Source organism: Actinoplanes sp. NPDC051388 (assembly GCF_055586225.1).
The window spans coordinates 1-13,603 of sequence record NZ_JBVJIP010000020.1 but is presented as its reverse complement, the minus strand read 5'-3'; the positions used below and the strand labels follow the sequence as shown (position 1 = coordinate 13,603).

Genomic DNA, 13,603 nt, shown 5'->3' with positions numbered 1-13,603 from the left:
ACCAAACGCGCGCCGCCAGGTCAACCGGCCTTGCTGTGCGACGCTGTCCGGATGCAGACGGCGGAGTGGGAGCAGCGGATGGCGGAGGCGTGGGCCTCCCTCGACGAGCGGGACGAGGCGGCGTTCCTCACCCTGATCGAAAAACTGGTCGAGGAACTGCCGCCGGGCGCGCCGGACGGCCTCTTCGAACGGGCCGCCGCCCTCGACTCGACCGGCCACTCGGACCTGGCCGTCCCGCTCTACCGCACCGCCCTCGACGCCGGCCTGACCGGCGAACGCCGCCGCCGCGCGGTGATCCAGATGGCCAGCTCGCTGCGCAACCTGGACCGCTCGCAGGAGAGCGTGGCAATGCTGACCGCCGAACTGACGGCACCGCCGGACCACCTGGACGACGCGGTGAAGACGGTCCTCGCCCTGGCCCTGACCGACGTGGGCCGCGAACGCGAAGCAGTGTCGATCGCGGTCGGCGCCCTGGCCGCGCATCTCCCCCGCTACCAGCGCTCGATGGCCAACTACGCCCGGGCCCTGCTCGAACCCGACCCGGCCGCAAACCCCGAAACCGACGTCCACGACTGACCCGGCACGACCCCCGAGGCGGCACCCGCCGCCGGCCGCTGCGGGGCTAACACCGCGAGCCGCCGCCTGGCCAAACACCACGAAGCGGCACACGCCGCCAGCCGCTGCAGGGCCAACACCGCGAGCCGGTGCATGGCCAACACCGCGAGCCGGTGCATGGCCAACACCGCGAGGCCAACACCGCCAAGCGGCACCCGCCACCAGCCGCTGCAGGGCCAACACCGCGAGCCGCTGCGTGGCCAACACCGCCAAGCGGCACCCGCCGCCAGCCGCTGCGTGGCCAACAGCGCGAGCCGGTGCACAGACCTGCCGCGAGCCGGTGCGGAGCTTGCCAACGGGCGGCGGTGGGCGGGGGGTCATGGTGGGCTGGTCATTTGGGCCACTTCCCGCTCTCGGGCGGCTCGGGAGCGGGGGCGGCCCAGGGCGTCGGGGCGGGCGTCCCACGGGCGTGGGCCGGACGGTGGGCGGTAGTTGACGTGCAGGGCGTCCAGGCGGGGCAGGTGGCTGGTCAGACGGTCGGCGAAGCCGTCGGCTCGGTGCCAGACGACCTCGGCGAAAGCGCACAACCGTGGGTATGCCATGTAGTCGACCCGGCGCGCGGACTCCATGTGCTCGGTCCAGATGTTCGCCTGCGCGCCGATGATGTGGGCCTCCTCCGCCGGGGTCAGGCCGGGCGGCACCGGGTCGAAGGCGTGCACGTCGTCGATGGTCAGCAGGGTGCCGACCGGGGTCGGCTCGCCGGGATCCTCGGACTGGCGGTAGTCGAGGTAGACCGACGTGTCGGGGCAGGACACCACGTCGTGGCCGAGCCGCGCCGCCCGTGCGGCCTGGGCCGGGCCGCGCCAGGCGGCGACCAGCGCGTCGGCGGGCACGCCGCCGTCGAGGATCTCGTCCCAGCCATAGGCCCGGCGGCCCCGTGATCGCAGGTGCTCGGCGGCCTGAGTGATCCACCAGCCGTACACCGCCCGCTCGTCGGCCAGGCCGTGGTCGCGCCGGAACGCCCGCACGGCCGGCGACTCCGCCCACTCCCCGGGCGGGCACTCGTCGCCGCCGATGCCGATCACGTCGCTCGGGAAGATCGCGCAGATCTCATCGAGCACGTCCCGGCAGAAGCGCAGCGCGGTGTCCGACACGTTCAGCAGGTGCGGTGAGATGCCCCAGGCGGTGCGCACCCGCGGGGTCACGCCGTTGCCGAGTTCGGGGTAGGCCGCGATGGCCGCCTGCATGTGGCCGGGCAGGTCGATCTCGGGCACCACGGTGACCTGCCGCTCGGCCGCGAACGCCACGATCTCGCGCAGGTCGGCCGCGGAATAGAAGCCGCCGTGCGGGCGGTCGTCGTAACGCCCGTGCGACGACGAGCCGAGCATGCTGCGCGGGCGCCACGAACCCACCGAGGTGAGCCGCGGCCAGCCCGGCACCTCGACCCGCCAGCCCTGGTCGTCGGTCAGGTGCAGCTGCAGCACGTTGAGCTTGTGGAACGCCATCAGCTCGACGAATCGCAGCACGTCGGCCACCGGCATGAAGTGCCGTGCCACGTCGAGCAGCACGCCCCGCCAGCGGAACCGCGGCTCGTCCCGGATCACCACCCGCGGCACGGCCACCGGCCCGGCGCCGGCCGGGGCCCGCCGCAGCGTCTCGGGCGCCATCAGTTGGCGCAGCGTCTGCCGGCCGTAGAACACGCCGGCCGGTGAGCCGCCGGTGATCGTGACGCCGGCGTCCACGACGAGGTGGTAACCCTCGGGCGGCAATGCGGGGTCGAGGGAGGTGGCGATGTCGCCCGGCGCCAGGTCGAGGTGGCCGGGCGACCGGGTGACGGAACGCGGAAGCGGGATCATCAGAAGTAGGTGTGCAGCACGTCGACGACCCGGCGCTCGTCGTCGACCAGCGGGATGTGCCGCCACTTGTCGAAGGCCGTGCACGGATGGGACAGGCCGAACCGGATCAGGTCGCCGGGTTTCACCGACGCGCCCGGCGCCACCGACAGATAGGTGTGGTGGTCGTTCAGTTTCGTGACGGTCAGGCCGGAGGACGGCTCGAGCACGATCGGCAGCCCCTCGTCGATCGGCGCGTCGCGCTTGCCCAGGCCGGCCAGCGCGAGCCCGGGCTCGGGCGTCGAGATGACCTGGGCCCACATCTCCATCGCGGCGTGCAGCGGGCCCTCGGCGGGCACCCGGTTGAACGGCGTCATCTCGCGGTAGAACCCGTCGTCGTGGGTCACCGACGCGCCGCTGCGCAGGATGAGCTGCCCCAGCCCGGCGCCGGCCAGCCGGGCGGTCACCCGATCGAACCAGGCGCTGCCGCCGGCCGAGACGATCGGCGTGGCGGGCAGCAGATCGGCGAGCCGGCGGACACCGGCCGCCAGCTGGTCGAGGAACGCATCCACCGCCTCGACGTCGCCGAGCTGTCCCTCGTACCCCGTCACCCCGGCCAGCGTCAGGCCCTCGGCCGCGACCACCGCGCGGGCCACCGCCTCCATCTCGTCGAGCGTGCGCACCCCGGTGCGCCCGCCGGCGTGGCCGAGCTCGACCAGCACCCGCAGCGGCCCGCCGGTGGCCGCGGCCGCCTCGACCCCGGCGATCGAATCGACCTGGAACCAGACCTCCCAGCCGGCCGCGGTCTCCGCGGCCAGCCAGCGCAGCGCCGCGGGATCGAGCACCTCGTTGGCGATGAACACTCGCGGCACGCCGAGATTGCGCATCACCAGGGCCTGGTTGGGGGTCGCGACGGTCATGCCCCAGGCGCCCGCGTCGAACTGTGCCCGCAGCAGCTGCGGCGCCATCGTCGTCTTGGCGTGCGGCGCGAAGTCCATGCCGTGCCGGGCGCAATATGCCGCCATGGTGGCGATGTTCGCCCGCACCGCCGACTCGCGGATCACCAGCAGCGGCCAGGTGAAGCCGCCGTCGAAGATGCTCGTGCCGGTCGTGGGAGGGCCGGCCGGCGCCCAGAAGCCTTTCGCACGCCAGTCGATCGGCTCGTCGGGGATGGTGAGCAACGCTGCCTCCTTGACCGGTGATCGTCGATCGGGGAACGCTGTGGAAGCTACCAACGCCGACCGACATTTTCCGGAGTGCCTGTGCCCGAGTCCGCAGATCTGCTGCTCACCGGTGGTGACGTGCTCGACCCGGGCGGCGGTCACCGGGGCCGGCTGGACGTGGCGATCCGGGCCGGGCGGATCGCCGCGGTCGGTCCGGCGCTGCCTCGCGACGGGGTCGCCGAGATCGTGGACGTGACCGGCCGGCTCGTCACTCCGGGGCTGGTCGACCTGCACACGCACGTCTATCCCGGCGCGGGCTACTGGGGCATCGATCCCGACCCGGTCGCCTGGTGCAGCGGGGCCACCACCTGGGTGGACGCGGGTTCCGCGGGGGCGTATTCGATCGGCGGGCTGCGGGACTATGCGGCGACTCGCCGGGTCCGGGTGCACGCGCTGCTCAACATCGCGGGGCAGGGGCTGGCCGCGCGTACCGGAGAAGGGCTTGATCTGGGCAGTTGTGATCCCGGGCAGGCCGCGACGGCGATCCGGGGACATGCGGGGTTCGTGCGCGGGGTGAAGGTGCGGATCGACCGGGACACCGTGGGCGCGAACGGTGTGGAGCCGCTGCGGCGTGGGCTGGCCGCGGCCGAGGAGTGCGGCGTGCCGGTGATGGTCCACATCGGAACGACGCCGCCGCCGCTGGCCGAGGTGCTGGCGCTGCTGCGGCCGGGCGACATTCTGACGCATTGCGCGAGCGGCATCGCGAATCCGACCGGTCCGGAGGCGCGCGACGCACACGAGCGCGGGGTGTTGTTCGACATCGGGCACGGGTCGGGGGCGTTCGCGTTCGACGTGGCCGAGGCGCAGCTCGCGGGCGGAATGCCGCCGCATTCGATCTCCACCGACCTGCACGCGCGATCGGTCCTCGGACCGGTGTTCGACCTGCCGGTCACGATGGCCAAGCTGCTGGCCGCCGGGATGCCGCTGGCCGAGGTGGTCGCGGCGGCCACGGTGCGGCCGGCGCGCTCGCTCGGCCTGGACGCCGGCACTCTGACGCCCGGCGCGCCCGCGGATGTGGCGGTGTTCACGCTCGTGTCCGGGGATGATCAGCTGGTGGATGCGCATCGGCAGACCCGCCGGGCAGAGGTTCGCCTGGTCAACGATGCGACCTATGTCGGTGGCGAGCTTCTGCCCGCGTCGTTTCCGACCGCGCCACCGCCCTGGGTCCCGCTCACCGCGGGGCAGCGCGCCGCCCTCGCCGAGCGCGAGAATGCGGTCCGCAGGTTGCTCACCACTCCACTCGTCGGCGTCGACGATCTCGCCGAGCAGTTCCCCCGCAAGTCCTGATCAGGAGGTCCCGCCATGCCCAAGCGCGCCGTGCACACCGACCAGGCCGCCCCTCCCGGAGGTCCGTACTCGCAGGCCATCGTGGCCGGCGACACCGTCTATCTGGCCGGGGCGGTCCCGGCGCTGCCGGACGGCACCCGGGTGACCGGCTCGTTCGCCGAGCAGGCGCACGCGGCGTTCCGCAACCTGGCGGCCGTCGCCGAGGCGGCCGGCGGCAGCCTCGACCAGGCCGTCCGGGTCGGCGTCTACCTCACCGACTTCGGCGACTTCGCGGAGATGAACGAGATCTACGGGCAATACCTGAAGGGTGATCACCCGCCGGTGCGGACCACGATCCCGGTCGCGCTGCAGGGCATGGCGATCGAGGTGGACGCCGTTCTCTACCTGGGCTGATTGCCGCCGGGAGGGACCCGGCACGTGCTTACATTCCGGGTAACACGTCGGAAACGTCAGGCTGCGAGCATGCGCTGGGCGAGCTAAAGGGGAGGTCCGTTGTTCCTCAGCCAGCACGAGCAGGAACGTCTGCTCATCCACGTCGCGGCCGATGTCGCGCAACGCCGGCGGGAACGGGGCTTGCGCCTCAACTACCCCGAGGCGACCGCGATCATCACCGCCTTCCTGCTCGAGGCCGCGCGTGACGGTCGCACCGTCGCCGAGCTGATGGACGCCGGCCGGCGCGTGCTGACCCGCGACGACGTGCTCGAGGGTGTGCCCGAGATGCTGGCCGAGGTGCAGGTCGAGGCCACCTTCCCGGACGGCACCAAGCTGGTCACCGTGCACGGGCCGATCTCATGATCCCGGGCGAGATCATCCCCGGTGCGGGCGTCGTGGAGATCAACGTCGGCAGACCGATCCAGACCCAGACCGTACGCAACACCGGCGACCGCCCCGTGCAGGTCGGTTCGCACTACCACTTCGCCGAGGCGAACGCCGCGCTCGACTTCGACCGTGACGCCGCGTGGGGTCATCGGCTCGCGATCCCGGCCGGCACGTCGGTGCGCTTCGAGCCGGGCATGCCCCGTGACGTCTCGCTGGTGCCGCTGGGCGGCCGGCGCATCGTGCCCGGCCTGCGTGGCCTGGCCGGCGGCCCGCTCGACCCGGCGCCGGCGCCCGCCGAGCCCGACCCGACCGACATCGAGCCGGCCGGCTCGCTCGACGAGGACACCGGTGCGCTGCCGGAGAACGGGAGCCCGCGGTGACCACGCTGGACCGTGGCCGCTATGCCGCGCTCTTCGGCCCGACCACCGGCGATCGCATCCGGCTGGCCGACACCAACCTGCTGATCGAGGTCGAGGAGGACCGCAGCGGCGGCCCGCAGGCCGGTGACGAGGTGGTGTTCGGCGGCGGCAAGGTGATCCGCGAGTCGATGGGCCAGTCCCGGGCCACCCGCGCCGAGGGCACCCCGGACACGATCATCACCGGCGCGGTCGTGCTCGACCACTGGGGCATCATCAAGGCGGACGTGGGCATCCGCGACGGCCGGATCGTCGCGCTCGGCAAGGCCGGCAACCCGGACACGATGGACGGTGTGCACCCCGACCTGGTGATCGGCGGCGGCACCGAGGTGATCGCCGGCAACGGCAAGATCCTCACGGCCGGCGCGATCGACAGCCACGTGCACCTGATCAGCCCGACCATCCTGGACACCGCGCTGGCGAGCGGTATCACGTCGATCATCGGCGGCGGCACCGGCCCGGCCGAGGGCACCAAGGCCACCACGGTCACCCCGAACGCCTGGCATCTCGCCCGCATGCTCGAGGCGATCGACACGTTCCCGATCAACGTGCTGCTGCTCGGCAAGGGCAACACCATGTCCGAGGAGTCGATGTGGGAGCAGCTGCGCGGCGGTGCGGGCGGATTCAAGCTGCATGAGGACTGGGGCACGACGCCGGCGGTGATCGACGCCGCGCTGCGGGTGGCGGATGCGTCCGGGGTGCAGGTGGCGATCCACACGGACACGCTGAACGAGGCCGGGTTCGTGGAGGAGACGCTGCGGGCCATTGCCGGGCGGTCGATTCACGCGTACCACACCGAGGGCGCCGGGGGCGGGCACGCGCCGGACATCATCACGGTCGCCGGGCAGCCACACCTGCTGCCGTCGTCGACGAACCCGACCCGGCCATACACGCGGAACACGCTCAGCGAGCACCTCGACATGCTGATGGTCTGCCACCACCTCAACTCCTCGGTGCCGGAGGACCTGGCGTTCGCGGAGAGCCGCATCCGGCCGTCCACGATGGCCGCCGAGGACGTGCTGCACGACCTCGGCGCCATCTCGATGATCGGGTCCGACTCGCAGGCGATGGGCCGGGTCGGCGAGGTGATCCTGCGCACCTGGCAGACCGCGCACGTGATGAAGGCGCGGCGCGGGGCGCTGCCCGGTGACGGCGGCGCGGACAACGAGCGGGCCAAGCGATACGTCGCGAAATACACGATCTGCCCGGCGGTCGCGCACGGCATGGCCGAGCAGGTGGGTTCGGTCGAGCCCGGCAAGCTGGCCGACCTGGTGCTGTGGGACCCGGCGTTCTTCGGTGTCCGGCCGTCCCTGGTGATCAAGGGCGGCATGATCGCCTGGGCGCAGATGGGCGACGCGAACGCCTCGATCCCGACGCCGCAGCCGATGCTGCCGCGGCCGATGTTCGGGGCATACGGCGTGGTGCCCGCGCAGACGTCGGTGGCGTTCGTCGCGCCGGCCGCGATCGACGCCATGGTCGGCGACCGGATCGGCTGCAAGCGGGCCTTCGTGCCGGTGTCGAACACCCGCTCGGTGGGCAAGGCGGACATGCCGATGAACGACGCCCTGCCACGCATCGAGGTCGAGCCGGACACGTTCACCGTGCGCATCGACGGCGAGGTGGTGGAACCGGATCCGGTCACCGAGCTGCCGATGGCCCAGCGCTACTTCCTGTTCTGATGTCGCTGGCCACGTTGCTCGTCCTCGCCGACGGACGGCTGCCCGCCGGTGGGCACGCTCATTCGGGCGGCTTCGAGGCGGCGGTGTCCGGCGGGCGGGTGCGGGATCTGTCCGGCGTGGAGGGATTCCTGCGGGGCCGGCTCGCCACGGCCGGCGTGGTGGCAGCCGCTTTCGCGGCCGCCGCCTGCGCGCGCTTCTCCCTCGGCGCGGGGCCTCCACTCAGCACCGGGTTCTCCCCCGGCGCGAGGGTTTCGCCTGGCGCGAGCGTCGCTCAACCTGGCCCGAGGGTTTCACCGGGCGCGAGCATCGCTCAACCCGGCGCGGGCATTTCGCCTGGCGCAGGCATCGCTCAACCCGGCGCGACCCCACCGCCGAGCGCGAGCATCGCTCAACCCGGCGCGACCCCACCGCCGAGCGCGAGCATCACTCAACCCGGCGCGGGCATTTCGCCTGACGCGAGCATCACTCAACCCGGCTCGAGCGTTTCGGCTGACGCGAGCATCGCTCAACCCGGCGCGAGTCTTTCGCCGAGCGCGATCAGCGCCGAGCTCGATGCGGGGATGGACGCCCGGACTCCGTCGCCTGCTTTGCGGCGGGCTTCGCGAGCCCAGGGGCGGGCGCTGCTGCGGGCCGCGCGGGCGATGTGGGTCGTGCCGGCGATCGGGCGGGAACCGCATCATCCGGTCGCGCTGGGTGTGGTGGCAGCGGTCGCCGGGCTGGATCCGCTCGCGGCCGCCACGGCTGCGGCACACGGCACGGTGACCGGGTCGGCGAGTGCCGCGGTGCGACTGCTCGGGCTCGATCCCTATGCCGCGCACGCGCTCATCGCCGCGCTGGCCCCGGAATGCGATCGGATCGCGGCGGAGGCGGCCGCACACGCCGGGGATCCGGTCGACGACCTGCCGGCGAACGGCGCTCCTCTGCTCGACATCGGCGCCGAGCACCACGCAAGTTGGGAGGTTCGGCTGTTCGCTTCCTGAACGGCCGGCCCCGCGGAGAAAGGTAACGAAATGCATCCTCACGAGCACGGGCCCGACGAAGTTCCGCACACCCATCCCGAGCCGGGCGTCGACCCGCACGACCCGCTGCACACCGGTCCGCGGGCCGTGCGCATCGGCATCGGCGGGCCGGTCGGCTCCGGCAAGACCGCGCTGGTCGCGGCGCTGTGCCGGGCCCTCGGCGAGGAGTTGCGGCTGGCCGTCGTGACCAATGACATCTACACCACCGAGGACGCCGACTTCCTGCTGCGCAACGGGGTGCTGCCGGCCGAGCGGATCCGCGCGGTGGAGACCGGATGCTGCCCGCACACCGCGATCCGCGACGACATCTCCGCGAACCTGGACGCCGTCGAGGACCTCGAGGAGAAGCTCGGCCCGCTCGACCTGGTGCTGGTGGAGAGCGGCGGTGACAATCTCACGGCGACGTTCAGCAAGGGCCTGATCGACCAGCAGATCTTCGTGGTCGACGTGGCCGGCGGCGACAAGGTGCCCCGCAAGGGCGGCCCCGGCGTCACCGCCGCCGACCTCCTGGTGATCAACAAGACCGACCTGGCCCCGCAGGTCGGCGCCGACCTCGGCGTGATGGACCGCGACGCCAGGGCCCGGCGCGGCGATCTGCCCACGGTCTTCCTGTCCCTGGTGCAGGACCGCGCGGCCACCCCGGTGGCGGAGTGGATCCGCACGCTGGTGGCGGCACGCGCCGGCGCACCGGCCGGATCGGGCTGATGCGGGCCGAGGCCCGGATAGTCGCCGAGGCGGATGCCTCCGGCCGCACCCGCCTGGCCGTCCTCCGCGGCGAATCCCCGCTGCTGGTCCGCCGCACCGGCCCCACGCCGTCCGGCTCTGCGAACCGCGCCGAAGAGTCGGACCATCGCCGCGCGGCGGGGGTGACCGTCCATCTGATCGGCGGGGCGGCGGGGCCGCTGCGCGGGGATGAGCTGGAACTCACCATCGAGGTCGGTGCGGGCGCCCGGTTGGACGTCCGCAGCGTCGCCGCGACGTTGTTGCTGCCCGGCCGGCCGGCGCCGCCGTCGCGGCTGACCATCCACGCCGCGGTCGGGCCGGGTGCGGTGTTGCGCTGGCTGCCCGAGCCGGCCATCGCCGCCGCCGGCTGCGACCACCACGCCATCACGCGGGTCGAGGTCGCGGAGGGCGGCACGCTGGTCTGGCGCGACGACCTGGTCTGCGGCCGGCACGACGAGGACTCCGGCTCGGTGCGAGCCGACACCACCATCCGGTACGCCGGCCGCACCCTCTACCGCCACGAACTGGCCATCGGCGCCCCGGGCTGGTCAGGCGCCGCCGTGCTGGGCAGCGCCCGGGCCATCGGCTCGGCAGTGCTGGCCGGACCCGATCTCCCGGATCCGCACCTGCCCGGCCCGGACGCGGCCGTGATGCCCCTGGCCGGTCCGGGTTTGCTGGCGTCCGCGGTGGGCGCCGACATCCGCCAGGTGCAGCGCGTCCTGGACCCGATCTGCGAGTCCTTCGGCCTCCCCTCCCCGCCGGCCCGGCCCGAGGCGCTCGCGGCAACCGCCTGAGCGAATGCCGAAGGGCAACCGCCTGAGCGAATGCCGAAGGGCAACCGCCTGAGCGAATGCCGAAGGGCGGCTCCCGGAGGAGCCGCCCTTCGCTGCGGGCGTTCTTGCTAGGCCGCCACCGCTATCGGGACTCCGTGCTCGTCGGTCAGGGCCAGGCGGGTGCGCAGGTTGCCCTGGTCGGCGACTCGCTGGAAATACTCGGTGCGGCGGCGCTGCAGGCAGCCCTTGCGGGAGCGGGCGCCGCCCGCCGCGACCGCCAGCAATTCCGGGGCGAGCGAACTGTTCAAGCCCTCGCGCAGCAGCCGCAACGCCTCCGTGCGGAGCTGGGAGATGCGGGACTCGGTCACGCCCAGCCGGGCCGCCACGTCGCTGAGGGGCTGTTCCTGCAGGAACGACTCGGTCACCACCAGGCGCAGGCGCTCGGGGAGAGCCTGGATCGCCTGGTGCAGATAGCCGAGCCGCTCGCGCTTGAGCAACAGGTCCTCCGGGCCTTCGCTCTGCTCGGGCACCATCTCCTCGGCCGCCCCGGTCGGGAAGCCCTGGAGGCTGAGCAGCGCGGCCTTCTGCACGTCGTCCTCGACGGCGGCCAGTTCCTGCACGCCTATCCCCAGCATTTCGGCCACCTCGGCGTCCGACGGGGTGCGCCCCAGCGCCGCGGTCAGCTCCGCCCGGGCGGCCGTCGTCTTACGGGCCCGGGCCCGCACCGAACGGCTGGCCCAGTCCTGCCCCCGCAACTCGTCCAGCAACGCGCCACGGATGCGCACCGCGGCGAAGCGGTGGAACGGGATGCCCCGGGACACGTCGAAGGACCGGGCGGCTCCCAGCAGCGCGGCGAAGCCCGCGGACGACAGATCGTCGGCGTGCACATGGCCGGGTACGCGGTTCAGCAACTCCCGGACCAGGTGGCCAACCATCGGCATGTGCTCACGGACGAGGTCCTCGATGTCACGCGCGGAGGGTGCGTCGTGAGTGATGGAGCCGACGGCGGCGGGGAGTGCGGTCGTATCGATCACGTGGTCCTCCTCGCTCGTGTGAACCGGTCTGAACCGGCTGACGAGGAGAACATTTGCGGCCTTAAGGTGCAGGCGCGGCCGAACTCGGTTGCTTTTGTGGTGTTTTTTGTGAAAAGTCCTCAGTAAGCGCGCGGAGTGCTCATGGACCGTCTCTGGGCCACCACCCGCAGCTCGCTGCGCACCCAGCACATGCGGCGCACGGCCACCTCCGGGTGGTCGCCGAACTCCTCGGCGACGACCGCGGCACATCCGTCACTGCCGTGCCGCAGGATCATGGCGGTGACCGCGCCTTCGAGCCGTTCGCGGCTCGGGCTGTCGGACGGCTGCAGGTCGGAGACGAACAAGGCCTCCGCCGCCAGGTCCTCAACGGTGCTGATCATGGTGAGCTCCCCGTGTTGCGACGTTCTGCTCTGTGATCCAGCTGACAGCGCCATCATGCGCTCGGAGTTGTCAGCCGGCCCGCAGGCACGCCGTAAGTGGGTGCACAACCGATGTCATCCATGCCTACAGCCGGAAATTGATCGCAACCGGAGGAACGTGCCTGCAAGTGTCGACTTCACCCTAACGCGCAACGGCCGCCTGTTCGGGAGTTCCGATCAGGCGGCCGAAAGCAGGGCCGGTCAGCCGCCGGGCGGCGGCGGAATGAGTTCCGTCCCGGTGTCGGTGTCGTCGACGTCGCTGCCGGTGTCGGTGTCGTCGACCGGCGGCGTCGTGCCACCCTCCGGTTCGATCGTCGGCTCCGTGGTCGTGGTCGTCGGCTCCGTCGTGGTGTTCGTCGGCGTCTGTTCACCCGGCCCAGGGCCCGGAGGCTCACACCGCGGGTCGGTGGGGTCCGGGCAGACGGGCGGAGGGTCGATGGTCTCGACGTCGGTGGGCAGCGTGGTGATCCCGCCGCCGGGCTTGGTCGAGACGCCGGGAGTCGGCTTGATAGTCACGATGCCGTTCGGCCCCACCGAGATCCCGGGCACCGGAATCTGCGAGGCCGGCGGCCCGAGCCGCACATCACCGTTCGACAACCGCTGCACCGGCCGCGACGGCTCACCCGGCTTGGGCGACACGTACGCGTCACAGGTCTGCCCGCCGAGCTGGAACACCATCGGCGCTTCGTTGTTCTCGGTGTATCGACCGGAGATCTCCATGGTCACGGCCTTCTGCGGGCTGAGCGTCGAGGCGCCCTTCACCGTGACCGTGCGGCCCTGCTGGTCCAGGCTGACCCGGCCGTTGCCGTTGAGCACCTGGTCGCCCTGCATGATGAACCAGAGGTTCCAGTTCTTGATCGCCTGGTTGTCCCGGTTCGCGACGGTCACCGACGCCTTGAAGCGCTTGTTCGCGTCCACGGACCAGACGGCGTAGCTGACGACGCACTTGCCCGACGCGGCCAGCACGGTGGGCTGCGGCTGCCCCTTAGCCGGGGTGGTGCCCCCCGGCCCTCCTGCCGCGAGAGTCCACGCGTACGTCGCCGCGCCGAGCAGCGCGACCGTGCCCGCCACGATCAACACGCGGCGGCCTTGGGTGCGGCCCGACCGTGGTGGCCGGGACGGATTCGGGCCGGTGCCGGCGGACCGGCCCTTCCCGGGCGGGGGCGGCGTGCCGCCACCAGCCAGGCCCTGGTCCGGTGCGCCGGGGCCGCCGACGGCCGGCCGCAGCGAGCCGTGCTGCTGCGACGGGCCGTTCGGGGCGCCGGCCACCGGAGTGGATCGGGGCGTCGCCCCGAAGCGGTTGTTGCGGCCCGGAGCCGAGCCCGGTCCGCGATTCGGCGCGTGCGGCACGGCGGGTGACTCGACGACCGAGTTCTGCGGCTCCCCGTGCACGGCGGCCTCGACCTCGGCGACCGGGACGGGCACCGCGTTGCCGGGGGCCGGCGAGACCGGCGCGCTCTCCTCGGCGGCGGCCATCGCGGCGGCCGCGGCGGAGAGACCGGCCGGACCCTCGGCGGAGGCGCGCACCGCGGCGACGCCGCGGCCGGCCTGGGCCGGCCCGTCCGCCACCTGGGCGTGGCCGGGGCGGACCCGGCCGATGCCCGCGGTGTACGGGTGCGGGTTCGGCAGGATCGTGGTGTCCTCGGCGTTGTCCGACGCCCAGTCCGCGACGTAGCCCCGCGCCACCGGAGCGCCCGCGGAGGCGGCGGCCAGCACGTCGGCCAGCTCCGCACTGGACGGCCGGTCGTCGGGCCGCTTCTCCAGGCACCGCTCGACCAGCTCCGCGACGTTCGCGGGCAGTCCTTCGACCGGCGGCAGCGGGTC

General features: G+C 72.8%; 14 protein-coding genes. 9 read left to right on the top strand and 5 right to left on the bottom strand.

Annotated features, from left to right (window positions below):
* The first annotated feature begins 51 nt into the window (after window positions 1-51).
* Window positions 52-576 carry a tetratricopeptide repeat protein gene (locus ACZ6TI_RS38125; RefSeq protein WP_465350115.1) on the top strand — a complete coding sequence of 175 codons (525 nt, stop codon included), beginning with the start codon at window positions 52-54 and terminating at the stop codon, window positions 574-576.
* A 356-nt stretch (window positions 577-932) separates the two neighbouring features.
* Here the strand turns inward: ACZ6TI_RS38125 and ACZ6TI_RS38120 are convergent, their stop codons facing one another.
* Together ACZ6TI_RS38120 and ACZ6TI_RS38115 are read right to left on the bottom strand one after the other, a co-directional pair.
* Window positions 933-2,411 carry a beta-N-acetylhexosaminidase gene (locus ACZ6TI_RS38120; protein ID WP_465350114.1) on the bottom strand — a complete coding sequence of 493 codons (1,479 nt, stop codon included), beginning with the start codon at window positions 2,409-2,411 and terminating at the stop codon, window positions 933-935.
* Window positions 2,411-3,568 (bottom strand): alanine racemase, encoded by a 1,158-nt coding sequence (locus ACZ6TI_RS38115; protein WP_465350113.1) that lies wholly within the window; start codon window positions 3,566-3,568, stop codon window positions 2,411-2,413. The genes ACZ6TI_RS38120 and ACZ6TI_RS38115 overlap by 1 nt, the downstream gene beginning before the upstream one ends.
* A gap of 81 nt (window positions 3,569-3,649) precedes the next feature.
* Between ACZ6TI_RS38115 and ACZ6TI_RS38110 the strand changes: the two genes are divergently transcribed.
* The 8 genes from ACZ6TI_RS38110 to ACZ6TI_RS38075 all read left to right on the top strand — a co-directional run bounded on the left by ACZ6TI_RS38110 (window position 3,650) and on the right by ACZ6TI_RS38075 (window position 10,347).
* Window positions 3,650-4,897: an amidohydrolase family protein gene (locus ACZ6TI_RS38110; RefSeq protein ID WP_465350112.1), complete on the top strand. Its 1,248-nt coding sequence runs from the start codon at window positions 3,650-3,652 to the stop codon at window positions 4,895-4,897.
* Window positions 4,898-4,912: 15 nt separating this feature from the next.
* Complete coding sequence (locus tag ACZ6TI_RS38105) at window positions 4,913-5,290, top strand: RidA family protein (RefSeq protein WP_465350111.1); 378 nt, start codon at window positions 4,913-4,915, stop codon at window positions 5,288-5,290.
* Between the two features lie 99 nt (window positions 5,291-5,389).
* The gene (locus tag ACZ6TI_RS38100; protein ID WP_465350110.1) at window positions 5,390-5,692 is read left to right on the top strand and encodes an urease subunit gamma; all 303 of its coding nucleotides are present in this window, start codon (window positions 5,390-5,392) and stop codon (window positions 5,690-5,692) included.
* Window positions 5,689-6,096, top strand: a complete 408-nt coding sequence (locus ACZ6TI_RS38095) for an urease subunit beta (protein ID WP_465350109.1) — start codon at window positions 5,689-5,691, stop codon at window positions 6,094-6,096. Before ACZ6TI_RS38100 ends, ACZ6TI_RS38095 begins: the two co-directional genes overlap by 4 nt.
* Entirely contained in the window at window positions 6,093-7,811 is a 1,719-nt protein-coding gene (locus ACZ6TI_RS38090) for an urease subunit alpha (RefSeq protein WP_465350108.1), read from the top strand. The genes ACZ6TI_RS38095 and ACZ6TI_RS38090 overlap by 4 nt, the downstream gene beginning before the upstream one ends.
* Entirely contained in the window at window positions 7,811-8,791 is a 981-nt protein-coding gene (locus ACZ6TI_RS38085; RefSeq protein ID WP_465350107.1) for an urease accessory protein UreF, read from the top strand. Before ACZ6TI_RS38090 ends, ACZ6TI_RS38085 begins: the two co-directional genes overlap by 1 nt.
* Window positions 8,792-8,821: 30 nt before the next feature.
* Entirely contained in the window at window positions 8,822-9,535 is a 714-nt protein-coding gene (gene ureG, locus ACZ6TI_RS38080) for an urease accessory protein UreG (RefSeq protein ID WP_465350106.1), read from the top strand.
* Window positions 9,481-10,347, top strand: a complete 867-nt coding sequence (locus ACZ6TI_RS38075; protein WP_465350105.1) for an urease accessory protein UreD — start codon at window positions 9,481-9,483, stop codon at window positions 10,345-10,347. Before ureG ends, ACZ6TI_RS38075 begins: the two co-directional genes overlap by 55 nt.
* Window positions 10,348-10,454: 107 nt before the next feature.
* Here the strand turns inward: ACZ6TI_RS38075 and ACZ6TI_RS38070 are convergent, their stop codons facing one another.
* From ACZ6TI_RS38070 to ACZ6TI_RS38060, 3 genes are all read right to left on the bottom strand, one after another.
* On the bottom strand, window positions 10,455-11,360 hold the full coding sequence (locus ACZ6TI_RS38070) for a sigma-70 family RNA polymerase sigma factor (RefSeq protein ID WP_465350104.1): 906 nt from the start codon (window positions 11,358-11,360) through the stop codon (window positions 10,455-10,457).
* A 119-nt stretch (window positions 11,361-11,479) separates the two neighbouring features.
* A complete protein-coding gene (locus ACZ6TI_RS38065) occupies window positions 11,480-11,740 on the bottom strand; it encodes a hypothetical protein (RefSeq protein WP_465350103.1) in 261 nt (86 codons plus the stop codon).
* A gap of 240 nt (window positions 11,741-11,980) precedes the next feature.
* A partial coding sequence (locus tag ACZ6TI_RS38060) for a cellulose binding domain-containing protein (protein WP_465350102.1) occupies window positions 11,981-13,603 on the bottom strand: 1,623 nt, incomplete at its 5' end.

Coding starts and splice junctions, on each gene's coding strand:
- ACZ6TI_RS38065 (WP_465350103.1), bottom strand. CDS start 11,740: ATGATCAGCACCGTTGAGGACCTGGCGGCGGAGGCCTTGTTCGTCTCC.
- ACZ6TI_RS38105 (WP_465350111.1), top strand. CDS start 4,913: ATGCCCAAGCGCGCCGTGCACACCGACCAGGCCGCCCCTCCCGGAGGT.
- ACZ6TI_RS38085 (WP_465350107.1), top strand. CDS start 7,811: ATGTCGCTGGCCACGTTGCTCGTCCTCGCCGACGGACGGCTGCCCGCC.
- ACZ6TI_RS38095 (WP_465350109.1), top strand. CDS start 5,689: ATGATCCCGGGCGAGATCATCCCCGGTGCGGGCGTCGTGGAGATCAAC.
- ACZ6TI_RS38120 (WP_465350114.1), bottom strand. CDS start 2,411: ATGATCCCGCTTCCGCGTTCCGTCACCCGGTCGCCCGGCCACCTCGAC.
- ureG (WP_465350106.1), top strand. CDS start 8,822: ATGCATCCTCACGAGCACGGGCCCGACGAAGTTCCGCACACCCATCCC.
- ACZ6TI_RS38125 (WP_465350115.1), top strand. CDS start 52: ATGCAGACGGCGGAGTGGGAGCAGCGGATGGCGGAGGCGTGGGCCTCC.